At 45.8% G+C, this 25495-nt stretch carries 15 protein-coding genes; 9 read left to right on the top strand and 6 right to left on the bottom strand.

What is annotated here, in order from left to right:
* Both H515_RS0110805 and H515_RS0110800 read right to left on the bottom strand, forming a co-directional pair.
* Entirely contained in the window at positions 1-324 is a 324-nt protein-coding gene (locus H515_RS0110805; protein ID WP_025875574.1) for a hypothetical protein, read from the bottom strand.
* Entirely contained in the window at positions 324-851 is a 528-nt protein-coding gene (locus tag H515_RS0110800; protein WP_025875575.1) for a zinc-ribbon domain-containing protein, read from the bottom strand. The genes H515_RS0110805 and H515_RS0110800 overlap by 1 nt, the downstream gene beginning before the upstream one ends.
* Before the next feature lie 124 nt (positions 852-975).
* Between H515_RS0110800 and H515_RS0110795 the strand changes: the two genes are divergently transcribed.
* Positions 976-1248, top strand: coding sequence for a hypothetical protein (locus H515_RS0110795; RefSeq protein WP_025875576.1), 273 nt, complete (start codon positions 976-978; stop codon positions 1246-1248).
* 16 nt (positions 1249-1264) lie between these two features.
* Positions 1265-1471 (top strand): hypothetical protein, encoded by a 207-nt coding sequence (locus H515_RS14620; RefSeq protein ID WP_154653701.1) that lies wholly within the window; start codon positions 1265-1267, stop codon positions 1469-1471.
* On the opposite strand, the gene clpB is transcribed toward H515_RS14620, so the two are convergent.
* The gene (clpB, locus tag H515_RS0110785; RefSeq protein WP_025875577.1) at positions 1468-4056 is read right to left on the bottom strand and encodes an ATP-dependent chaperone ClpB; all 2589 of its coding nucleotides are present in this window, start codon (positions 4054-4056) and stop codon (positions 1468-1470) included. The two genes, H515_RS14620 and clpB, sit on opposite strands and share 4 nt — an antisense overlap.
* Before the next feature lie 598 nt (positions 4057-4654).
* Positions 4655-5098 carry a hypothetical protein gene (locus H515_RS0110780; protein WP_025875578.1) on the bottom strand — a complete coding sequence of 148 codons (444 nt, stop codon included), beginning with the start codon at positions 5096-5098 and terminating at the stop codon, positions 4655-4657.
* Positions 5099-5347: 249 nt separating this feature from the next.
* Here H515_RS0110780 and H515_RS0110775 point away from each other — a divergent pair, with 249 nt between their 5' ends.
* Together H515_RS0110775 and H515_RS0110770 are read left to right on the top strand one after the other, a co-directional pair.
* Positions 5348-10939 carry an alpha-2-macroglobulin family protein gene (locus tag H515_RS0110775; protein ID WP_028901940.1) on the top strand — a complete coding sequence of 1864 codons (5592 nt, stop codon included), beginning with the start codon at positions 5348-5350 and terminating at the stop codon, positions 10937-10939.
* 192 nt (positions 10940-11131) lie between these two features.
* Positions 11132-12088, top strand: a complete 957-nt coding sequence (locus H515_RS0110770) for a 4-hydroxy-3-methylbut-2-enyl diphosphate reductase (RefSeq protein WP_025875579.1) — start codon at positions 11132-11134, stop codon at positions 12086-12088.
* Positions 12089-12297: 209 nt separating this feature from the next.
* Here the strand turns inward: H515_RS0110770 and H515_RS0110765 are convergent, their stop codons facing one another.
* Together H515_RS0110765 and nagB are read right to left on the bottom strand one after the other, a co-directional pair.
* Positions 12298-13278 carry a bile acid:sodium symporter family protein gene (locus tag H515_RS0110765; RefSeq protein ID WP_025875581.1) on the bottom strand — a complete coding sequence of 327 codons (981 nt, stop codon included), beginning with the start codon at positions 13276-13278 and terminating at the stop codon, positions 12298-12300.
* 124 nt (positions 13279-13402) lie between these two features.
* Positions 13403-14194: a glucosamine-6-phosphate deaminase gene (gene nagB / locus H515_RS0110760; protein WP_025875583.1), complete on the bottom strand. Its 792-nt coding sequence runs from the start codon at positions 14192-14194 to the stop codon at positions 13403-13405.
* Positions 14195-14393: 199 nt separating this feature from the next.
* Between nagB and hflX the strand changes: the two genes are divergently transcribed.
* The 5 genes from hflX (at position 14394) to H515_RS0110730 (ending at position 25461) form a co-directional block, all read left to right on the top strand.
* Complete coding sequence (gene hflX, locus H515_RS0110755) at positions 14394-15644, top strand: GTPase HflX (RefSeq protein WP_025875585.1); 1251 nt, start codon at positions 14394-14396, stop codon at positions 15642-15644.
* A 30-nt stretch (positions 15645-15674) separates the two neighbouring features.
* The gene (locus H515_RS0110750) at positions 15675-17528 is read left to right on the top strand and encodes a DUF4954 family protein (RefSeq protein WP_025875587.1); all 1854 of its coding nucleotides are present in this window, start codon (positions 15675-15677) and stop codon (positions 17526-17528) included.
* A 74-nt stretch (positions 17529-17602) separates the two neighbouring features.
* A complete protein-coding gene (locus H515_RS0110745) occupies positions 17603-20521 on the top strand; it encodes a M16 family metallopeptidase (protein WP_028901939.1) in 2919 nt (972 codons plus the stop codon).
* A gap of 164 nt (positions 20522-20685) precedes the next feature.
* Positions 20686-22329 (top strand): fumarate hydratase, encoded by a 1644-nt coding sequence (locus H515_RS0110740; RefSeq protein ID WP_025875589.1) that lies wholly within the window; start codon positions 20686-20688, stop codon positions 22327-22329.
* Positions 22330-23079: 750 nt separating this feature from the next.
* Entirely contained in the window at positions 23080-25461 is a 2382-nt protein-coding gene (locus H515_RS0110730) for a TonB-dependent receptor (RefSeq protein WP_025875591.1), read from the top strand.
* Positions 25462-25495 lie beyond the last annotated feature (34 nt).

Here is a 25495-nt window from a genome sequence, read left to right as displayed (position 1 = left end):
TTACTCGGAGAAGAGGTATTTCGCCCAAGCATAAGGTTTTCGCTTCTTCAAGTAGTCCAAATCATTCATGTGACGGTAAGCCTCTCGTTCAAAAGACAGGTTCATATAGGCTCTTCCGGGAAGTTGAATGCGGATGAGCCATTCGATGAAATACCACAAATAATAAGGCAGAATCAGCATTTCGAGCATCTGTCGGGTATGGATGCGCTCGTGATTGATCAGCTCTGCGCTAATCATCACCCCCGGATGGATAAAAAGCAACCCAAGAATATTGATGGCATCATAATTCTTGGGTGGGAAACGCTTTGTTCTGAAAATTATCATTATTCAGTCTCTATCTTTTCAACATGTGGTTTCGGAGCAACAGGGGCCACCGGAACTGGTGTCACTTCAGTCTTTCCCGACCCACCAGAACCCTCTGGGTGGGAAGGAACGGTGAGCGGAGCCGACTCTGCATCGCCGGAAGTCGCCGTTCGTGTCTCATGCCTGTTATGACGGTTCTTGCCACGAATACTGTTGAATACTTTCTCTGCCTGCACTTCCTCCTGAGCGTCGAGTGAGTCTTTGGCCACCGTGTCCGTGGCTACCGTGTCGAACTTCACAACGTTCTTCTCCGCAAGGTTTGAGTCTGGTTCAATAGCCGTCTGCGTATATTCAGGATCGTTCTTGTGATTCTGATAATAGAGGAAGCCGAATGCCACCAAGAAGATGGTGCCAATGATGATAAAGATGACCAGACCACGCCCCAACGTAGGCTCATCCTCATATTCCTGCTGATGCAACGGTGTCCCACAATGCGGGCATTGTTGTTCATTGTCTTGTATTTCAGTATTGCAGTTTGGGCATTTCATATCATTGCTCCTTCTAATTTGTGAGCAAAGTTACATCAATTCGTACATAAATCAAAATAATTGTCAGAATTTTTAGGACTTGGTCCATCTGCTTCACTAATAAAAGTGTTCACCTTTATCCGTTATGAACAAGGCTGTCGCCTCGCAGGATGCCATCTTAAAGCGGCGAAACAATGGCGGTTGGGGGGTTGAAAGGGCTGATGACAAGTATTCATCGAATATGGATGAAGCCTTGACCACATACGAAAAATATTTACAACAGAACGATTCGATCCATTGTTTACAAACTACTGATTTTCAACCTTATATAAATTCAGATGCGATTATTGCCCTTTCATCTCGCAATAGCTCATCTTTTGCACTGCGAAAGGTCATCTATCGCATCTCAAAAGCTTAGTGATTGGGACATCGTTATGAAAATCTTTTACAAGCAAAGTGCGTCTCCGCCAATGCCATTCAGTGCGTTGTTAAAAGAATTGCCAACCATTGGTGTCCCTTTTGCCAAGAGTTTGCAACTCGGTTTGCATACCTACGTTGCGAAAAACACCGAACAAAAAAAGCGAGGGTATGCCAATAAAAGACATACACTCGCTATTCTACTGAGCATCTTCAACCATTAGTTCTTGAAAATCAAACCGTCGCCTAAGGAATCGATGATGATTGGCTTGTCTCTGCTCACGGTTTCGGCCAGCAACGACTTACTGAGGTCGTTGAGAACATAACGCTGAATGGCTCTCTTTACTGGGCGGGCACCAAACTCTGGGTCATAGCCTACGCCTGAAAGGTACTCTACCGCCTTGTCGGTCCACTCCAAATTGAAGCCCTGCGGTGAGAGCATAGCCTTCGCACGCTCCAGTTGCAGACGGACAACCCCAGCTATCTCGGCCTTCGTCAGTGGCAAGAACATAATCGTCTCGTCAATACGGTTCAAAAATTCGGGACGTATGGTCTTCTTCAACATGTCCATTACCGTCGCCTTTGTCAAGTCGATGATTTCCTGACGGTTGTCATCCGCAAGTTTTTCAAACTCCTGCTGGATGTATTGCGATCCGAGGTTGGACGTCATAATGATGATGGTGTTCTTGAAATTGACGGTTCTACCTTTATTATCAGTCAGATGTCCGTCGTCGAGTACTTGCAAGAGGATGTTGAAAACATCAGGATTGGCCTTCTCTATCTCATCGAAGAGCACCACAGAATAGGGCTTACGGCGCACGGCCTCGGTGAGCTGACCGCCCTCATCATAACCAACGTATCCAGGAGGCGCACCGATGAGCCTTGACACGCTGAATTTCTCCTGATACTCACTCATGTCGATACGGGTCATCATTGTCTCATCGTTGAACAGATAGTCGGCCAAAGCCTTCGCCAGCTCGGTTTTACCCGTACCAGTCGTACCAAGGAAGATGAACGAGGCAATGGGTTTCTTCGGGTCTTGCAGACCAGCGCGCGAACGACGCACAGCATTGGCAACGGCAGTGATGGCCTCATCCTGTCCGATGACCCGTTTGTGAAGTTCATCTTCCAGATGCAACAACTTCTCACGGTCGCTCTGCAGCATCTTGGTCACAGGTATGCCAGTCCAACGGCTCACCACCTCGGCGATATCATCAGACGTCACTTCCTCGCGAATCATGGCCTGTCCGCCTTGGGTAGCCTGTAATTGCAGCTGGATTTGGGCAATATCATCGTTGAGTTCCTTCAATCGGGAGTACCGAATTTCAGCCACCCGCTCGTAATTGCCTTCCCTTTCGGCACGTTCAGCCTCGTATTTGAGATTCTCCATCTCCTGTTTATCTTGTTGAATCTTATTGACGAGGGCTTTTTCACCTTCCCATTTTGCACGGAAGCTCCGTTCTTGATCTTTCAAGTCAGCGATTTCCTTGTCCAACTGGGCTATCTTCTCGGCGTCATTCTCACGTTTGATGGCCTCACGTTCAATCTCCAATTGTTTCAAACGGCGGCTTATCTCGTCCAATTCCTCCGGAACAGAGTCCCGCTCCATACGTAACTTCGCCGCTGCCTCATCCATCAAGTCGATTGCCTTATCAGGGAGAAAACGATCGGATATGTAACGCTCCGAAAGCTGTACGGCTGCGATGCACGCATCGTCCTGAATACGAACCTTGTGGTGGTTCTCATAGCGTTCCTTTAGTCCACGAAGGATTGAGATAGCATCGAGTTCGCTCGGCTCATCCACCATAACGGTCTGGAAACGACGCTCCAACGCTTTGTCTTTCTCGAAGTATTTCTGATATTCGTTGAGCGTTGTCGCACCGATGGCACGCAACTCGCCTCTCGCCAGTGCGGGTTTGAGGATGTTTGCTGCGTCCATGGCGCCCTCACCTCCACCAGCGCCCACCAATGTGTGAATCTCGTCGATGAAAAGGATGATGTTTCCGTCGGAACTGGTCACCTCTTTGATGACGCTTTTCAAGCGTTCCTCGAACTCACCCTTGTATTTCGCCCCTGCAAGCAGCGCACCCATATCAAGAGAGTAGAGCTGTTTGTTCTTCAGGTTTTCAGGAACGTCGCCCCTGACGATACGTCCTGCGAGTCCTTCGGCGATTGCAGTCTTACCCGTACCTGGCTCACCAATCAATATCGGGTTGTTCTTCGTACGGCGAGAGAGAATCTGCAGCACGCGCCTGATTTCCTCATCGCGCCCAATCACTGGATCGAGCTTACCGGCACGGGCATCTTCCACGAGGTTCCGGGCATACTTTTTAAGTGCCTGATAGTTCTCATCACCACTTTGCGACTGTACTTTCTGTCCCTGTCGCAAATCGTTGATGGCTGCCTTCAAGTCCTTTTCTGTACACCCAGCATCCTTCAGAAGTCTGCTTGCCGTTGAGTTTACGTTGAGCAATGCCAGCAACAATGGTTCGATGCTGACAAATTCGTCGCCCAATTTCTGAGAGATGTCGAGCGTCCGCTGCATCACCTTGTTGGCTTCGGGTGAGAAATAAGGCTCGCCTCCCGAAACCTTGGGCAAATGATTGATTTCGTTCTGAACGGCAGTTTCTACCATCTGGCTGTTCATTCCGAGTTTCTGAAAGACGTAGTTCACCACATCTTTTCCTTTATCCATCACACCAGCCAGAATATGGACTGGCTCTATTGTCTGCTGTCCGTTGCGCTGCGCGGTGTTCACTGCGCTCTGAATAGCTTCCTGTGCTTTAATTGTAAATTTGTCGAATGTCATAATCAAATCTCCTTTCACAGTTCATAGCCATTATCTTTCAATGGTTACGAACTCTATTTCATTTATTTTCTGATTTCTATTGCTCAAACTTCATGCCCAACAAACCACACTGTCATTTTGTCACAAATATATGACTATATGACAATTTAAGAACTTACATCAGATGGAAAATGTAAAAATAAAATCCCGGAATTAACGCTTCTTAAAGTGATGAAATAGAGTTGGATGTTTGATTGAAAAGCAAACCAAATGCAGTTTTTCAAGCCTTTGATGACTAAAGTTTAGCAATTACAGCTCAAAAGCATACCTTTCGTCGCTCAATAGCTAAGGTATTAAGCGTAAAAATCATAGTTTTCAGTAATCGAAAGCTTAGCTATTACTAAAGGATTTCGAATCGTCAAAACAGGCATATTATTTAAACCGCTACCTGACAAGTATTTAGGCAGTCACTTAAAATTAGCCTATTTTAAACCAAAGCACAGGTAGATAGATTTAAACGTCGTATCTTGGGAGTGTTTGTAAAGATTTTTCGCTAATCAAAGTCAATATTCGTTCGGCTCTTGACACTTCAAAAAACAATGTAAATCTAAGCGATTGCTCACCTTACCCTTATACAAACCTCACCCACAAATTTGTCATCGCCTACTTTTCTTACAACCCCGTAAACCGAAGACTTACGTTCGTTAAGCAACTGCTGATAAAGCTCAGTTTGACCATTCACGTATCCCCTAAGCTCCTGTGTGTCATCGTACACACAGATGCGGGCATCGTGCTGACTATCGGCTTTGGCATACCCAACGAACAAGCCTTCCTGCCCCTCGTCAACAGGGAGTACACAGCTGAAATCGTAGTGAAGGAATCCAGCCCTACAAATCAACTCGCCGTCAACAAACGTGTCCTCCACGTCAGACAGCGTCAATGCCTTGAACTGTGCTGGCGCTACAGGAACGGGATTGTCGGTTTTGGCAACCTTTGTCTTCCTCGCTAGCCAAATAATGACGATTACTGTGAGTACGATTAATGCGATATTTACGATGTTCATAGATTATTGTTTTTTTGAAAATTGTAATAATGTTGTAGTATCGACCATAAGAATGCCGTCAAGAGTCAGTGGCTGCTACGGAATTTATGGTTGAACCTTGCCCGATTCGACTGGTAAGATGATACACATCTTGCACAAAGATACTGAATCTGTCTTAAAAAACATAATATTATATTATCAAAAAACTACTTTAGCTCCATTTTACACATAAAATAAGTATATTTGCATATTACTTGTTTAATTGAAGATATGAAAAAACTATTATCTATTCTAATAATGACGCTTATGGCACCTTTCGGAATGTGGGCGCAAAGCTATGATGCTCTTTGGAAACAAGTGGATGAAGCCAGTCGGAAAGACTTGCCAAAGACACAGATTGACGTTTTGAAAAAGATTGTAAATAAAGCGCAAAAAGAAAAGTCGTATGGCAATTTGCTGGCGGCGGAACTGATGACATCTGGCCTTTGGACACAGATTTCGCCAGACTCGGTCGCTCCACAAAAGACCAGACTACAGAGACTCGCTGCCGAGGCGGAGCAGAAAGACAAGGTGCTTGCCGCCGTCTATAACTGCGCAATAGGCCGACTCCTTCAATCTGATGACACAGATCCTGACGAGCTGAAGCCCTATTTCGACAAAGCCATCGCCAATGCCGAACTTTTGGCAAAGCATCAGTCCGCAGAATACGCACCCCTAATATATAAAGGAAAGGATGATGCCATCTTCAAGAATGATCTCTTGCATGTTATCGGTATCGAAACCGAACGATATGACGTGCTGGACAAGTATTACAGTTCCGTGGGAAATCGTGAGGCAGCATGCTATTCTGCAGTGATGAACCTTGAAGATGACTACAATCACGCCAAGGTGGATTCGCTTATAAACCTTTATGGCGACCTTCCCGTGTGCGGAGAGGTGGCAGTAAAGAAATACATGTTAATGGAAAACGATGAGAATGTCAAGGCAAAAGACAAAATTGACTTCATCGACAATGCACTGAAACGTTGGGGAACATGGGAGGGAACCAACTATCTGCGCAACCAACGCAGCGAGTTGACAGCACCGATGTTCAACGCAATTATGTATTCCGGTATAGGTCGTCCCGCTAAGGGGGTAATGATCAACTATATTAAAATAAGAAATATCAAAGACTTGACTCTCACTGTCACTCGCACAAGCTTAGATGGCGACAACGATTTCGACGTTGACAACGCAAGACATCTTGAGCGAATAAAAGCTGCAAGAATCATGTCCACTATCCAAAAGTTTAGCCGAAAATACGGCGGAAACAAGCCTTATGAGATCGTCGAGGATTCCATACAATTGCCAAAACTCCCAACGGGTGTCTATTTGCTGGAATATTCATCATCGTCAGCTGGCATCAAGCCACAATATGAATTGTATTATGTGACTGATATATTCCTGATGAATGAGGAACAGCCCAACAATAAGATTCGGTATGTTGTGGTGAACTCCACAACTGGACAACCTATAGCAAACGCAAACATCAAGTTATCGTTCGCACCAAGATATGGAGTGAGAAAAAGCGCTAAGATCTTGACAACCAACAAGAATGGGGAGGCGTTCTATACCTATGACAAATATAGCCCAGACGATGTCTTTGCCTTTACGAACAAAGACAAAGCCTGTCCAAGTACAAGGCTATGGACAAGCTTTAACTATGGTGAGGATGAGCGACTTCAGGATATTTGCAACGTGTTTACCGACAGAAGCATTTATCGTCCGGGGCAAACCGTTCACGCTTCTGTCATCATTTATTCCAAGAACTCAAAAAAATTGGAAACCAAGGCAAAAGCCAATCAAACTGTTACCTTGCAACTTCGCGATACCAACTATAAGGAAGTGGCTTCAAAAGAGGTGACAACCGATGATTTTGGTACTGCAACTGCCGACTTTGAGCTGCCCAAAAGTGGATTGACTGGCAGATTCTCAATTATCGCTCGTTATGGCAACAACGGTTCAACGTTCTTCAATGTTGAGGATTACAAGCGTCCTACTTTCGAAGTTGAGTTCGATAAATATGAGAAGAAGTATGCGGTTGGCGACACCATCAAGGTAAAAGGGCGAGCAAAAAGCTATTCGGGAGTCCCGGTTCAGGGAGCAAAGGTAGAATATTCCATCAACCGCCGCATGGCTTTATGGTGGTGGAGCGGCGAAAACTCAAACGAACAACTCACAAGTGGTGAGGTGACTACCGACGATAAGGGTGAATTTGAAATCAGTTTGCCGTTCATTTTCCCTAAAGAAAGCAAGAATGCACGCAGATTCCGTTACTATCGTCCCGCTCAGTTCTATAATTTCAACGTTGAAGCCAAAGTAACTGATGTTGCAGGAGAGACGCGTGAGGGGTTGATATCTTTGCCTTTGGGTACGAAGGCAACGGCCTTTGCAAGTAATATGCCTGACAAGGCATTGCGAGACAGCCTGAAAGAAATTACGTTCTCATACCTGAATGCTGCCGGTAAGCCTATCGACGGACAAGTTCGCTATGCCATCGCACCTTATCAGAAGAACAATCAGACATTCAACAATTATAGAACGGCAGCCGCCAATGAGCCTGTGAAGCTGAAGCCAATGAAATCAGGACATTATCAGTTACATGCCATCTGTGGAACCGACACCTTGGATCAGGAGTTTGTTGTTTTCTCAATGGATGACAAGCGACCTGTAACGGAGACACACGACTGGTTCTATCAGAGTTCAAGCCAGTTCCCACGAGACGGAAAGCCTGTTTACATTCAAATTGGCTCAAGTGACGAGGACCAACACATCGTCTATTCCATCTATTCGGGTAATAAAATCATCGAAACTGGTGCAATCGATCAAAGCAATGCCATAACCACCCGCAAGTTTGCCTATAAGGAAGAATATGGTTATGGACTGACACTGACCTTTGCATGGGTGAAGGAAGGAGAGTTCTACAGTCACAGTACAAGAATTGAACGCCCACAACCCGACAAGCAATTGATGGTGAAATGGAAGACATTCCGCGATCGTCTTGTTCCAGGACAAGACGAAGAATGGATACTTACCATACAGAATCAGGATGGAAAGGCAGCAAAGGCCCAACTAATGGCAACCTTGTACGACAAGAGTCTTGACCAAATTTTGGCACATACGTGGACTTTAAAGCCCACATTCTCAAGCCCATTGCCTTACGCGCATTGGGAAGGCATCACGACATATCCACTTACAATGGGTTATCTCAAGCCATTTAAATCACTAAACGATATGAATCTCTACTTTTCTGGCTTCGATGGTAGGTTCATAGACAGCTTTGGAAGTCCGAACATTATGATTCGGGGCGCGAGCGCTTACGGAAGAGAGCCCGTCCTTAGGACAATGAATGCAGCTGTTCAGTCAAAGGCTAAAAATGAGTCAGCGAAGGAAAACAGAAGCTCCCTGAAACTCACGGCACCAGTCATCAAACAAGATAATATGGTGAAAGATGAAGAAGAGGGAATGGCCGGAGGTGGTGAGAGACCAAAGGAATCGCAAGCTGGCAACGTACAGTTGAGAGAGAATCTCAATGAGACGGCCTTCTTCTACCCACGCTTAGAGACCGACAACGATGGCAATGTGAGTATGAAATTCAAACTTCCAGAGAGCCTGACAACATGGCATTTCATAGGAATCGCTCACGACAAGGACATCAATACGGGAATGATTCAAAGCGAAATCGTGGCTCAAAAGACCGTCATGGTTCAGCCAAACATGCCCCGTTTCGTGCGTATGGGCGACAAGGCCACAGTTGCCACTCGTATTTTCAACACCTCTGACAAGCAAGTCAATGGCACAGCGACTATCGAAATCATAGACCCAGCCACAGAAAAGGTATTATATAGCGACAGTAAAGATTATGTACTTGAGCCAAAGGGCTCATCATCTGCCGTATTCACCTTGGCTGATGTGTTGTCAGAGAACAATAGCCGAAAGCTGACCGCTGACCAATCACTGCTCATCGTTCGTATTTTCGCAAAGGGAGCTGACTATTCTGACGGCGAACAGCAATATCTTTCAGTGCTTCCGAATAGAGAATATGTCATCAACACCTATCCTTTCACTCAGAATGAAGCAGGCACTAAAAGTGTTGATCTGACTAAACTCTTCCCAAAGAACACCACCGACCAGCGGCTGACCATCGAATACACCAACAATCCTAACTGGTTGATGATACAAGCTCTGCCATATGTGGCTGATCCAAATGAAAAGAATGCCATTAGCTTGGTTGCGGCTTACTATGCCAATAACCTTGCCAACAAGATTCTGAAGGTTTCGCCGAAGATTAAGCAAACCATTGACAAATGGCGCTCGGAAATCGGCAACGAAACATCAATGATGTCGGCACTGGAGAAGAACCAAGACCTGAAAGAACTCGTGTTAAATGAGACCCCTTGGGTGATGGATGCAGAGAATGAAAGTGAGCAAAAGCAGATGATGATTCGATATTTCGACGAGAATCAGCTGCGCAACAATCTCACCACATCGCTGAACAGTCTGAAGAAACTTCAGAATCCAGACGGTTCTTTCTCGTGGTGGCAAGGCATGAGAGGCAGCTTATACATGACGGTTGAGATTGTGAAGACACTCACGCGCCTCAATGTTCTCATGGGCAGTAGCGACCAACAGACACAGGGTCTGCTCACCAGTGCCTTCCGATTCCTTGACAAGGAAGTCGCAGAACGTGTGCTGGAATTGAAGAGACTTGAAAAGAATGGGCACAAGAACCTCTTCCCATCCGATGCACTGTGTGACTATCTCTACAGCAATGCGTTGGCCAAACGTCCGACAACGCCCGACATAACCTATCTCATCAATCTGTTGGCGAAAAAGCCCGTTGACCTTACTATTTACGGCAAGGCAAATACGGCAGTCATCCTCCAACAATACGGACAGTCGGTGAAGGCCAAGGAATACCTACAAAGCATCAAGGAATATACAGTTTACACAGAAGAAAAAGGCAGATACTTCGAAACGAAGAAGGCTTACAGCTGGTACGACTACAAGATTCCAACGGAAGTGGCTGCCATTGAGGCTTTCAAGACCATCGTTCCGAAAGATATTCAGACCGTTCAGGAGATGCAACGCTGGCTCTTACAGTCGAAACGTACCCAGTCTTGGGACACTCCGATCAATTCGGTGAATGCTATCTGGGCATTCATGAGCAACGGAAACTGGACGATGGACAACGGAGAGGCGACCGTCTTGAAACTGGATGGAAAGCAGATTGAAACTCCAAAGGCAACAGCCGGTATGGGATATGTAAAAGTAAGCAAGCCAGTGATAGTCAACGGCGGAGCGACCGATTCCGACCGCAAGCCTGTCAGCTCATTCACAGCCGAGAAATCGAGCACAGGAACGAGCTGGGGAGCCGTCTATGCGCAGTTCTTCCAGCCAGTTACCGACATTCAGGCATCCAACTCAGAGCTGAAAGTCAAGCGAGAGCTCATTCCTGTCACTGTGGATGACAAGGAAACGGGAGCCAACGAACTGAAAGTGGGTGACAAAGTACTCGTCCGCCTGACCATAACTGCCGACCGCGACTACGACTTCGTTCAGGTAATCGACAAACGCGCCGCATGTCTTGAACCCACAAGACAATTAAGCGGATATCAGTGGGGCGGGTATTACATCGCACCCAAAGATTATACGACGAACTATTACTTTGACCGCATGGCAAAAGGTACTCACATTGTTGAAACAGAGTATTTCATCGACCGTGTCGGCTCTTACCAGACAGGAACTTGCACGGCACAATGTGCCTACTCTCCGGAGTATTCTGGCAGAGCGAGAGCGGCCGTAGTGACTGTTAAAGAATAAGACCTACAAAGATGGAGTCGCAGGGAAATGGATGCCCCACGGCTGGAATATGAATGAAAAGGCCCTATAAACGCCTACCTTGCCACACATAGAACGACAAATTGGATAAAGGAGGCTACAACGGGAGCGCCATGAACAAGTTTCCAGCACAGAGGACACGCAGTTCCCTGGGACTTCAATGACAATTAAACTATGCTTCAAATAGAAATAGACGATGGAAGCGGCTTCTGCTTCGGAGTGACTACCGCCATCAAGAAAGCAGAAGAAGAATTGGAAAAGGGTACAAAGCTATATTGTTTGGGCGACATCGTGCATAACAGTATGGAAGTGGAGCGATTGACAGAGAAGGGGTTGATTACCATCAATCACGAGCAACTCAGCCAACTCCACAATGTCACCGTGCTCCTACGAGCCCACGGAGAACCACCCGAAACATACGAGCTGGCCAAGCGCAACCACATAGAGATTATCGATGCCACCTGTCCTGTGGTTCTGGCGCTGCAACGAAGAATCAAGAACCAGTATGAAAAGAGAAGAAACATCAGCGCCACCCCATCACCTCAAGAGAGCATAGCCGAAAAGAAAGAACAAGCCGGCTGCCCTTCCCTATTACAGAAGGAGGATGGCAGAAAAGCCTCTATCGTCATTTTCGGCAAGCCTGGCCATGCCGAAGTTCTCGGACTTGTAGGCCAAACCCACAGCGAAGCCATCGTTATCGAAAAGTTCGAGGATGTCAAGCAACTTGACTTCTCGCATGACATCTACCTCTACTCGCAGACGACAAAGAGCCTGGACGAGTTCCACAAGATCATAGAATACATTCAAGAACACATTTCACCAAAAGCGACGTTCCGCAGCTTCGACACCATTTGCCGACAAGTTGCCAACCGCATGCCGAACATTTCTTCGTTTGCCGCCCGTCACGACCTGATACTGTTTGTAGCAGGGCGCAAAAGCTCCAACGGCAAGGTTCTTTTCCACGAATGTCTTAGGGTCAACCCCAATTCTCATCAGATTGAGAGTGCCGAAGAAATCGACATGTCATGGTTCAGAGATGTTAAGACGGTAGGAATCTGCGGAGCGACAAGCACTCCTAAATGGTTGATGGAGGAATGCCGGAATGCCATTATCAACAAAGGCGGAGTTTGACGGCATGCGGAAAAAACTTTACAAACAAGACTTGCTTTAGATATCTGTAATTTACTTATTTTCAACTATATACAAATTACCAAATCATAGGTCATCTTTCGCCTTGCGATTGATGACCTATGAGGCTGTGAAAGGTCACCTTTCATGCGTCGAAAGCCAATCCTCAGTAAAACGAACAGAAAATTATTTTGACAAATCTCGCTACCTATTCAGGCTGATCTCTCTTGATCGGCAGAGACATGCTTGCCATAATACCATATCTCAACGCTGTTGATAAGATTCTGCCATAAGATATAGCAGCCCGGTCCAACAGATGCCAGTGGGTTAAGGTAAGTATAGGCTATCCAAATGGCAAAGGCGGTGTTTTTCTGTCCAAGCGACTGTCCGGCATTGACTGTGCTTTTGAAGAAATGACCTATGTAACGGCCTACTGCAAACTGAAGAACACAGACAAGAAATCCGAGTGCAGCTATCAGAATCAGAAAGGGCACACCAGCATCAGCATGCACAATGTTCTTCATCGTTGTGCCAGTGACGATAGTGAGCGAACATCCCCAAAGATAGAAGCTCAAGTCTCTCACACCAATCAACCACTCATAGAATCTGTGCAAGGGTTTGAAGTGTTTGGTAATATAAGCCAGCAGCATCGGAACAACCAAAATGGCACAGACTTTATAGAGTATCAGCAGGAACGACGCCATGAATCCCATGCCATTTCCTGGCTCAATTAGAGGGAAACAAATCGGTATGAGCGCAGCACAGAGGAAATTAGAAAGGAATATATAGGTGGTCATCTCCTCCAAACTGCCCCCCAGCTTCAGTGTAACAACAGCGGCAGCGGCAGCGCAAGGCCCTATGATGCAGGCCAAAATCGACTCAAGAAGTATCAGGCCATTGCCTTTAACTTCAAAGACAAGAATAGCCCCAACGATGATGGCGACAAAAAGCAACTGAAAGACCCCAACCCATAAATGCCACCTGACAGGAACGAGCTTGCGGAAATCAACCTTGCAAAACGTAACATAGAGAATCAAGAACATGAACAACGGAAGAATCATGTCCAATATCGGAGAGAAGAAAACTGCTGCCGGCTCTAAAAAAGGAACAAATGCAAAAATGAGATAAGCCGTCACACCACACAGCATTGCCATGGGGAGTGTCCATTTCTTCAATAACGTTATTAGTTTCATAAACCTTTAGATTGATGCAAAGGTATAAAAAAGGTTAGAAAGCAGCAACTTACATTGTCACTTTCTAACCATTCAACTTTTCTTTATCTTAACTTCAGCCTAACAACGACACGATAATCTACTATTAGAGGTTATCTTTTTCTTTCTCCTTGAAGTAACGGTAAGTAGCAACTTTCAGCTCGTCACAGGCTAGATCGTCGGCCACGATAATACCATGCTCGTGCATCTGCAACGCAGAGATGGTCCACCAAGACGAAACCGCACCCTCAACAGCTGCCTGTAAGGCGCGGGCCTTGTGGTGTCCATTGACAAGAATCATCACCTCACGCGCATCCATCACTGTGCCCACGCCAACGGTAAGCGCATACTTTGGCACTTTGTTTACATCGTTGTCGAAGAAGCGGGAGTTGGCAATGATGGTGTCGTTGATCAACTTCTTTTCACGGGTCCTGCTGGTCAGACTTGATCCCGGCTCGTTGAATGCGATGTGTCCGTCGGGGCCTATGCCTCCGACAAACAAGTCGATACCTCCAGCCTCACGAATCATCCTCTCGTAATTTTCACACTCAACCTTCAAATCTTTCGCATTTCCGTTTAAAATATGGATATTCTCACGTGGAATATCAACATGGTCGAACAGATTACGCGCCATGAACGAATGATAACTTTCAGGGTGGTTTTCGGCAAGTCCCACATACTCATCCATGTTGAATGTAACAACATTCTTAAAACTTATCCTTCCCTCTTTGTTTGCTTTCACAAGCTCGGCATACATTCCCTCCGGAGAAGAGCCTGTCGGTAAGCCTAAAACAAATGGTTTTGCGGAAGTTGGCTTTGCATCGTTGATTCGCTTTATCACATGATTGGCTGCCCATTTTGACAACAAATCATAATTCTTCTGAATAATTAATCTCATTACCTTATTAATACATATTATTACAAATAAACACTTTTAGACTACAAATGTAAGACAATCTATTAAAAACATTCATACGTAGGGGAGATTATTTATAAAAAATAACAATTCGGATTCAAAATCTTCATGTCTCTCTCGTAGCAACTCTTAACTTTTTAGTAACTTTGCAACCAACATTAATTTATATAGTCCTATTTGAATGAAGGAATTTGTTATATCTGAGGCGAAGGCAGAGACAGCTGTGCTTGTGGGACTGATTACCCAAGAGCAAAACGAAGCCAAGACCAAGGAATATCTTGACGAACTTGAATTTCTGGCAGACACTGCGGGAGCCGTGACTGTCAAACGATTTACCCAACGTTCGGGTGGACCAAACATGACCACATACGTGGGTAAGGGAAAACTGGAAGAAATCAAAGAATATATTAGTCAGAAGGAAGACGAGGACGACCCCGTGGGAATGGTCATATTCGACGATGAGCTTTCAGCTAAACAGCTTAGGAACATAGAGAAGGAATTAGGGGTAAAGATATTGGATCGCACATCGCTAATTCTCGACATATTCGCCATGCGCGCACAGACAGCCAATGCCAAGACACAGGTGGAATTGGCACAATACAGATATATGCTACCACGGTTGCAGCGTCTGTGGACTCACCTTGAGCGACAAGGTGGCGGCTCTGGCTCTGGCGGTGGGAAAGGATCAGTGGGACTCCGTGGTCCTGGTGAGACTCAGTTGGAAATGGACCGCCGTATCATCCTTCAACGCATGTCGTTGCTCAAACAAAGATTGTTGGAAATCGACAAGCAGAAAGTGACACAACGTAAAAACCGTGGCCGCATGGTTCGTGTGGCTTTGGTGGGATATACCAATGTCGGAAAATCAACCATCATGAACCTTCTGGCTAAGAGCGAGGTGTTTGCAGAGAATAAACTTTTTGCCACACTCGATACCACAGTCCGTAAGGTTGTTTTGGAAAATCTGCCATTCCTTTTGGCCGATACTGTTGGCTTCATCCGTAAACTGCCAACCGACTTGGTCGATTCTTTCAAATCCACACTGGACGAGGTGAGAGAGGCCGACTTGCTTTTGCATGTTGTTGACATCTCACACCCTGACTTTGAAGAACAAGTTAAGATTGTCAACGAGACATTGAAAGATTTAGATTGCTCAGACAAGCCATCGATGATAATCTTCAACAAGATAGACAATTACCAATGGGAGGAGAAGGATATCGACGACTTGACTCCTGCAACCAAGGAAAATGTATCGCTTGAGGAGCTGAAACGGACATGGATGGCAAAGATGCCGGAAGATTGTCTCTTCATATCAGCCAAAAACAAGGAGAACATTGATGAGTTCAGAAACATTCTGTATAAAAAGGTACGCGAACAACACGTACGCAAATACCCTTACAACGACTTCCTTTACGACATCGACATCAATTGAGAATCAAAACAAATCAGATAATTTCATTTTATGACATACAGACCATTAACAGAATACGAAATACAGATCTTCGAGAATAACAATTGCTGGGCCGAGGACTGGGCACGCGTTGAAGTAGTGGAGGAAGGCTTTCAACCTAAATTTTTCCACCGGGTGATGTTCTATGGAGACATTCGCCTTGGCAGATTCGAAAAGAATGTTGAGGTAACAAAAGATTTCGTCAAACATTCAGGAATCAACGATGCAACCCTGAGAAATGTTTCGGTAGGCAACAATTGTCTGATTGAAAAAGTTGGGAATTACATCAATAACTATACAATCGGCGATGACTGCATCATCACCAATATTTCCGTAATGGAAACAACAGAGGGGGCAACCTATGGAGAGGGCAACATTATTGCCGTGCTCAATGAAGTAGGTGACGGAAACATCATTCTCTTTCACGATCTCAATAGCCAGTTTGCGGCCTTCATGGTCAAGCATTTTAAGGACAAAGATCTCAAGAATGCCATTCGCAGACTGATTTCGGAAGAGTTGACACGCACAAATCCCGACAGAGGTACCATCGGAAACAACGTAAAGATTGTAAACACCAAGGAAATTACAAACACAGTCATTCAGGATGATTGTGAGATATCAGGCGCAAGCAGACTAAGTGACTGTACAATTCTCAGCTCCGAGCATGCCAGTGTATATATCGGGACGGGGGTCATTTGCGAAAATTCCATCATCAGCGACGGATCAAGTATCATCAACAGTGTGAAGATGCAAGACTGTTTCGTAGGCGAAGCCTGTCAGATTTCAAATGGTTTCACAGCCTCACAGAGCGTATTTTTCGCCAATTCGTTTATGGCCAATGGTGAGGCATGTGCTGCTTTCTGCGGCCCATTCTGTGCTTCACACCACAAGAGTTCGCTCATCATCGGCGGAATGTTCTCGTTCTACAATGCAGGCTCTGGCACAAACTTCTCCAACCACGCTTACAAGATGGGGCCTATGCACTGGGGAACACTTGAAAGAGGTTCCAAAACAGCCAGTGGCGGTTACATCCTGATGCCCGCCACAATAGGAACGTTCTCTGTTTGTTTCGGAAAGTTGATGCACCACCCCAACACACAAGCACTTCCATTCTCCTATCTGATAGCAAGTGGCGACACAATGTTCCTCGTTCCAGGACGAAACATCACCACAGTAGGGCTCTACCGTGACATCCGGAAGTGGCCCAAGCGCGACATGCGTCCGCAGGAGTCACAGAAAAGCATCGTCAACTTCGACTGGCTATCGCCATTCTCAGTCGGAGAGATTATCCGTGGCAAGAAAATACTTGAGAATCTGCTTCAGGCAAGTGGAGAGAATGTTTCCTCTTATATTTATCATGAGTATGTCATCAATGCCTCCAGCCTCCACAAAGGAATAAAATTTTACGATATAGCCTTGAAAATTTACATGGGTGCCGTATTGAAGCGAGCGCACAAATGGGGATTTTTCGGTAAACCAGAAACACAGGTTGGACTTGGAAAATGGAATGATCTCTCAGGACTCCTTCTTCCAGAGTCCGAGGAACAGAGACTGATTGAGGATATCAAGAACGGAGAAATTGAAACAATACAAGATGTCATCGACCGTTTCACAGTCATTAACGACAACTATCGCAAATATCAGTGGGCTTGGACTTATCGTTTGATACTTGATTACTATGGAATCAAGGAGATTACGGAAGAGGACGATGCCCGTATCAAGAGAGACTATATAGAGGCTCGCCGTGCATGGATTGCAGAAATCCGCAAGGATGCTGAAAAAGAATACGCCATGGGCGATGTTGAGGAAGGGGTATTCACAGCCTTTGTGAACAACCTCGACCACGAAATAGATTTTGAAGAATAAATGTCTCAACCCACATCAAAACATTTCAAATCATGTGGATGCATTGAGCAAAGTTTAATACTAAATATAATATTATGTTGAAAAACCTATCTTTAGGAAAATGTGGAGTGGCCTTGCTCCTTCTACTCAGCGTAGTGGGGGTGAGAGCACAGTCTTACTCCTACGAGAGCGTGCCAAACGATCCAATGAAGACACGCATCTACACACTAAAAAATGGTCTTAAGATTTACCTGAGCGTAAACAAAGAGAAACCACGTATCCAAACTTACATTGCCGTTCGTACGGGTAGCCGTAACGACCCAGCTGAAACAACGGGTCTGGCTCACTACCTTGAGCATATCATGTTCAAGGGAACGGAAAAGTTCGGAACATCCAACATGGAGGCAGAACGTCCTTATCTCAAACAGATTGAGAATCTTTACGAGGAATACCGCCACATAACCGATCCCGCCAAGCGCAAGATTTGGTATGCAAAGATTGACTCTGTCTCACAACTGGCAGCAAAATACAACATTCCCAATGAGTATGACAAGCTCATGGCGGCCATTGGCAGCCAGGGAACCAATGCTTACACGTCAAATGATGTAACTTGTTATGTGGAGAACATTCCAAGCAATGAAATGGAATCTTGGGCTAAGGTTCAGGGCGACCGTTTCCAAAACTTAGTAGTCCGTGGATTCCACACAGAGTTGGAAGCTGTTTACGAAGAATACAACATGGGATTGACAAGCGACAGCCGTAAGCTCTTTACAGGTTTAATGGCCAAACTCTTTCCCAACCACCCTTATGGCACACAGACGACCATCGGTAGAGGTGATCACCTGAAGAATCCTTCAATCACCAATATCATGAAGTATTACAAACGCTATTACGTGCCTAATAATGTGGCAATCTGTCTCTCTGGCGATCTTGACCCAGACCAGACCGTTGCAACAATTGAGAAATACTTCGGCAATTGGAAAAAGGACGAAAACCTCAGCGCTCCACAGTACGGACCACAACCTAAGTTCACAGCTCCTGTCGATACAACAATCATCGGTCAAGAGGCCGAGATGCTTTATCTTGGTTGGAGAGCTAAGAAGGGCAACAGTTTGCAGAGCGACACCTTAAGCATTATCAGCGATTTGCTTAGCAATGGTCGTGCTGGTCTTTACGACTTGAACCTCAATCAGAAGATGAAAGTCCAGTCTGCAGGTGCAGGCTTTGAAGACCTTCATGACTATTCAATGTTCATTGCTTTGGGTATGCCCAAGAAAGGGCAAACTTTACAGGAAGTCCGCGACTTGCTGCTGAGCGAGATTGACAAACTCAAGAAAGGTGAATTCTCCGACGACCTATTGCCCTCTGTTATCAACAACTACAAACGCAGATACTATAAGAGCCTCGATAAAAACCAATTCAGGGCAAAATCATTCGTAGATGCCTTTATCAACGATGTTGATTGGAAACAAGTAACTGGCAAACTTGATCGTATTTCAAAAATCTCAAAGGCGGACATCGTCAGCTTTGCCAATCGTTTCTTCGACAACGGCTATGCAGCAATCTACAAGGTTCAGGGAACTGACACAACGATACAGAAGGTTGACAAACCAAAAATTACCCCTATACCAACCAATAATGACAAGCGCTCTGCATTCTTGGAAGAGATTGTCAACCACAAGGTAGCACCGATCCAGCCTTCTTTTATTGACTTCAACAAAGATCTGACAAAAGCTACCACAAAGAATGGATGGCCAGTTCTTTACAAGCAGAACACACAGGATGATCTCTTCACACTTTATTTTGAGATTCCTTTTGGCGTAGAAAGCGACCTTCTCCCTGGTTATGCCGCAATGTACCTTGATTATCTCGGAACGGACAAGATGACCAACGAACAAATCAAGCAGGAATTTTATAAGCTCGCTTGCGATTATTCATTCGGTCAGAGCAAGGATGAGACCTACTTGATAATGAGCGGTTTGAATGAGAATCTTCCACAAGCCTTGTCTCTCCTCTACAATTTTGTTGAAAACGCAAAGGTTGACAAAGAAGCCTACAACAAGGCAGTAGAATTGATGATCAAGAACCGCAAGGACAATAAGGCTAATCAAGACGAGAACTTCAGCGCCCTGTTCGACTACGGCATGTACGGTCCGTACAATGCAACCCGCAACATCCTCAGCGAGGAACAGTTGAAGAACATGGATCCACAGAAGCTTCTCAATTCGTTGAAGAACCTGAAAAACTACAAGCAGACAGTGCTCTACTACGGTCCTTCAACATTGAACGAGCTCGACAAATTGATAACAAAGACCATTAAGACTCCAAAGAAGTTCACACCAATCCCAGTGGGCAAACGCTATACAATGCAAACTACCCCTAAGAATGAAATACTCATTGCACCCTACAACGCAAAGAACATCTATCTCGTACAGTTCCACAATGAAAACAAGGAATGGTCTGCCGATGAAGCTGCAAAGATTTCACTCTTCAACGAATATTTCGGTGGGGGCATGAATGCCATTGTCTTCCAAGAGATGCGTGAAGCAAGAGCATTAGCCTATTCTGCAAATGCACGCTATCGCATGCCTAACAGAATCGGCGACAAGGAAAGTTTCTTCACTTACATCATCACCCAGAACGACAAGATGATGGATTGTATCGCACAGTTCAACGAACTGATGAACAACGTTCCAGTTCGTCAGGCCAATTTCGACTTGGCCAAGCAAAGCCTCACAAAGAGCCTTGCCTCTTCTCGTACGACAAAGTTTGCCATCCTCTCATCCTACATGGCTGCAAAGAAGATGGGGCTCGACTATAGTTTGAGCGAGAAAATCTACAATGAACTTCCTAAGATTCAGCTCCAAGACATCATCAATTTTGAGAAGGCTAACATGGCCAACAAAACATTCAAGTATCTCATTCTTGGTAATGAGAAGGAACTCGATATCAAGTCGTTGGAGAAAATTGCGCCAATCAGACGCGTGACGACTGAGGAGATATTCGGTTACTAAGCTATAAGGTTGCCGACTCTGAAAGTCTGACAAATCAAACCATTCTGAATCGGCAATGGCAACAAAGAGAACAAAAACATTACTTAATAATTAATAAAATCCTAATACCATGACCCTGTGACGAAATTATTTCTGAACAGAGTTGGTATTAGGTATTTTTCTATATGACGGATTTCAAATATGCCCCTATGTTCCAGTTGGGCAAGGATGACACGGAATACCGCCTTCTATCCAAGGAAGGTGTCTCCGTAGGTAATTTCGAAGGAAAAGAGATTGTTAAAGTAACCCCTGAGGCACTTACATTATTGTCTCAGCAGGCATTCCACGATTGTGAGTTTTTGCTACGTAGGGCCCATAACGAGCAGGTTGCCAAGATTCTGAAAGACGACGACGCATCGGAAAACGACAAGTATGTCGCCTTGCAATTCCTCCGTAATGCGGAAACTGCCGCAAAGGGAGTGCTTCCTTTCTGCCAAGACACCGGAACAGCCATCATCCACGGCGAGAAAGGGCAACAGGTGTGGACAGGATTCGAAGATGAGGAAGCCCTCGCCCGTGGTGTTTTCAACACATTCACACAGGAGAACCTCCGCTATTCGCAGAATGCGCCACTAAACATGTACGACGAGGTGAACACCAAGTGCAATCTTCCAGCACAGATTGACATCGAGGCAACAGAAGGAGCTGAATACAAGTTTATCATGGTGGCCAAGGGGGGTGGTTCTGCTAACAAGACCTATTTCTACCCAATGACAAAGGCTACCATCCAGAACGAGGGTACACTCGTCCCCTTCCTTGTTGAAAAGATGAAGAGTCTCGGAACAGCAGCCTGCCCTCCATACCATATCTGCTTCGTAATCGGCGGTACGTCAGCAGAGAAAAACCTACTTACGGTGAAACTTGGCAGCATCAAGTACTACGACAATCTCCCAACCACTGGTGACGAAACGGGACGTGCTTTCCGCGATACCGACTTGGAAGAGAAGATATTGAAGGAAGCGCAGAAGATAGGACTCGGAGCACAGTTCGGTGGAAAGTATTTAGCTCACGACATCCGCATCATTCGCCTGCCACGCCACGGTGCAAGCTGCCCTATAGGTATGGGCGTCTCATGCTCTGCCGATCGAAACATCAAGGGTAAGATCAACAAGGACGGTATATGGTTGGAAAAGATGGACACCACACCGGGCGAACTCATTCCAGAGGAATACCGCAAACCAGGCGAAGGGGCTAAGGGTGTGGAGATTGACCTCAACAAGGGAATTAATGCCGTTAGGGCTGAGCTCACAAAATACCCCGTTTCCACACGCGTCAACCTCAAGGGTACGATTATCGTGGCACGCGACATTGCTCACGCAAAACTTAAGGCCCGACTGGACGCAGGCGAAGATCTGCCAAGTTATTTCAAGGATTATCCTGTGCTGTATGCTGGGCCAGCCAAAACACCAAACGGATTGCCTTGCGGCTCTATGGGTCCAACAACTGCCAACCGCATGGACCCATATGTAGAGGAGTTCCAAGCACATGGCGGGTCACTTGTCATGATTGCCAAGGGAAACCGCACTGATATCGTTACAGAAGCGTGCAAGAAGCATGGAGGGTTCTATCTCGGAACTATCGGAGGTGTTGCGGCCGTTCTTTCACAGAGCAGCATCAAGAGCATCGAGTGCGTGGAATACCCTGAACTCGGTATGGAAGCCGTTTGGAAAATTGATGTGGAGGACTTCCCAGCCTTCATTCTCGTTGACGACAAGGGCAACGACTTCTTCAAGCAGCTGAAGCCTTGGACGGGTTGTCCAAAGAAATAGTATTCGTTAGGAGTGAAGGAAGTTGAGAAGCGTGAGAGAGCTAAGCCAAACGCTTACACTCCGCTGCTCACCCAAAGACGAATAACGATAAATGATAAGGCAACGCAGGAACTGTTTTCAGTACCTACGTTGCCTTGTCGTTTTGATTTTGATATCATCACAGGCAAATTGATAAATTAAATCCAAACTCGGTTATGTGAATCTGAGCTGATTGATTGTCGTTCTGTCGAAGATGCTGTAAACTAGGCAAAATACCGCAGAGAAAATGCTTGCAAGCCTAAAATCAGTCGGAAAGCTATATTGTTGTTACAGTGTTGCGAACTTGCAGTCGAACAACTTATTTGGAATTAAATATTAGTCTCATTTTGTAAACCATTCGCAAGTAAGAGCTAAGCTTTGACAAAACAAAAGCTAAGCTATTGCAAAACAAAAGGTGAGGTTTCACAATACGAAAGCTAAGCAATCGCATAACGGAGATTTTCTGGGGAGCGCTAAGAACCGAACAACGAGAAATGATTAGTGACGACGTATCTATAAATGGAGTCATGCAAAAGTCTATAATAATTACAGAATTTTCACTATTTTTTGGCAGTTTAAAGAGAAAGTTGTACTTTTGCAGTGGTTTTCAAAATGAAAACTAAGGGGGTGCCCACCTTGTTGGGTGTGGCTGAGAATATACCCATGAACCTGATACAGATAATGCTGTCGTAGGAAAAATCCCCTTACGTTATATTTATTAACTGCAAAAACATGAAAAAAGTTGTTTTGTTGGCAGTTGCATTGGCAAGTGCAGCTGGACTTAAAGCACAAAATGTTGATACTTTAGCCAATCAGGAATTGCAAGAAGTTACGGTAGTAGGTGTGCGTGCGCAGAAAAACGCTCCTTATGCCGTGGCCAACATCAAAAAATCCGAGTTAGAGAGTTTTTCAAAGAACGGGCGCGAACTGCCTTTTCTGTTCTCACAAACCCCAGGCATTCTGGCATGGGGCGAAAACGGATTGGGAACGGGAACTTCGGCCATGCGCATACGTGGCGCAGCGGGAAGCCGCATCAATATTACACTTGACGGAGTGGCGCTGAACTCTCCAGAGGACCAGACGGTGTTCTGGGCAAATATGAACTCATACGCTGCACTCTTGGGAAGCGTACAGATTCAGCGCGGTATCGGAACTTCGACCAACGGCGACGGTGCTTTCGGTGGCGCCATATCGCTGGCAACTGCCCAACCGCAATACAAGCCCTCATTGGAGCTGACAGGCTCATACGGCTCATACAAGACTTACAATGCCGGAGCCTCTTTCTCAACGGGATTGCTCTTCAATCATCTCATCTTCGACGGCGCCTACCACGAAACGGCTACCGACGGATTCGTCCACGGCACACAGGGCCGGTCGGGCTCATACTACGGCGGACTGACATGGATTGGAAACAACTTCCAAATTCGCTATAAGAACATCGGAAACTTCGAGAAAACCGGTCAGGCATGGAACGGTGTAGTCATGGGAAGCGACAACCTCAGCCTCTTCAACGGCACATGGGGAAAGCAAACAGGTATCACCACCTACGAAGACCTCTACAAGAAAGGATTGGGACAATACAATTCGCTCTACGAGCGTATCGTAACCAACGCTGACGGCTCGTTCGCCACAGATGCCAACGGGAACTACATGACCGAACGTTTCAAAATGCGCAACGGATCGTATTGGGACAAGACAACTGACAATTTCTATCAAAACCACAACATTCTGTCAGCAGCATGGAAACCATCGGCACACTGGAGTCACAACGTTGCCTTGCATTACACCTACGGTTTCGGCTACTACGAACAGCTTCGCCCCAACTATAAGTTTGAGAAATTCGGCTTGGTGTTCTACAATCACGACGGAAACTTCGTCAAGAAATCGAGCTTCGTCCGCAAGAAAGGCCTTACACAACACACTTACGGCATAGTCTATAACCTGAATTACAAGGACGAGAACTGGGATGTTATTGGCGGATTGAACCTCCAACAGTTCAGAGGCAACCACTTCGGCTTCCTCACCTACATCGAGAACGAGGAGGCGGATGCCAAATATCGGCCCAACGGCATAGACTACAAATACTATAATTCGGATGCCAAGAAATTCGATTACAGCGGTTTCATCAAGGCAAACTATCGCTTTGCCGACTATTGGAGCGTGTTTGCCGACCTACAATATCGCTTCGTAGATTACAAGACATCCGGCAACAACGACAAATTCTACAAAGCGAACGGCACTTACAAGAATCAAGAACTGAATATAGCCGAACATTACGACTTCGTCAATCCGAAAGCTGGTATCAGTTATTTCCGAAACGGACACAAGACCTACGCTTCCATCGCCTATGCCAACCGCGAGCCGGAGCGAAACAACTTCACCGACAACGGAAAATATGCCGCACCTTCACCCGAACGCCTCATGGACATAGAAGCAGGCTATCAGTTCACGGGAAGAAACTGGCATGCTGGGGTAAACCTCTATTACATGGACTATATCAATCAGTTTGTACAGACAGGCGAACAGAGTGACATTGGCGAGAACCTCACCACCAACATTCGCTCAAGCTATCGTATGGGTGCGGAGTTTGAAGCAGGATGGAGTCCGCTCGCATGGCTCACACTCGAAGGAAACGCTGCATTGAGCAAGAATGTCATCAAAGACTTCGACGAGATGGCAAGTGAGAACTGGGAAGACACTTACCGCAAGATTCACTACAGCCATTCAACGCTCGCTTTCTCACCATCGGCGATTCTCAACGGTTTCGTTAACCTCCACTACAAAGGCTTTCAGGCAATATGGCATACCAATTTCGTAAGCCGACAGTATCTCGACAATACCGAGACGGAGGGACGCTCGTTGCCATGCTTTAGCCAGAGCAACATCAACGTCAGCTATGACTTGAACCTGGCAAAGAAAAACATCGGTATAAAGAATATTATTTTTGGAGTGAATCTCTACAATTTGTTCGACCGACACTATGCGGTCAGCGGCTGGGCGTACAGTACGATTCTCGATGCCGACGGTCATCCCAACGAGAACAGGTACACACAGCTGGGACTTATCCCTGCTGCCGGTTTCAACATGATGGGTAACATTACGTTGAAGTTCTAATCTGGTTGTTTTGAGTTTTTAAGTTTGTGAGTTC

Origin of the sequence: Prevotella corporis DSM 18810 = JCM 8529 (genome assembly GCF_000430525.1) — a bacterium.
GTDB lineage: Bacteria > Bacteroidota > Bacteroidia > Bacteroidales > Bacteroidaceae > Prevotella > Prevotella corporis.
This window is presented reverse-complemented; position numbering and strand designations above follow the sequence as displayed.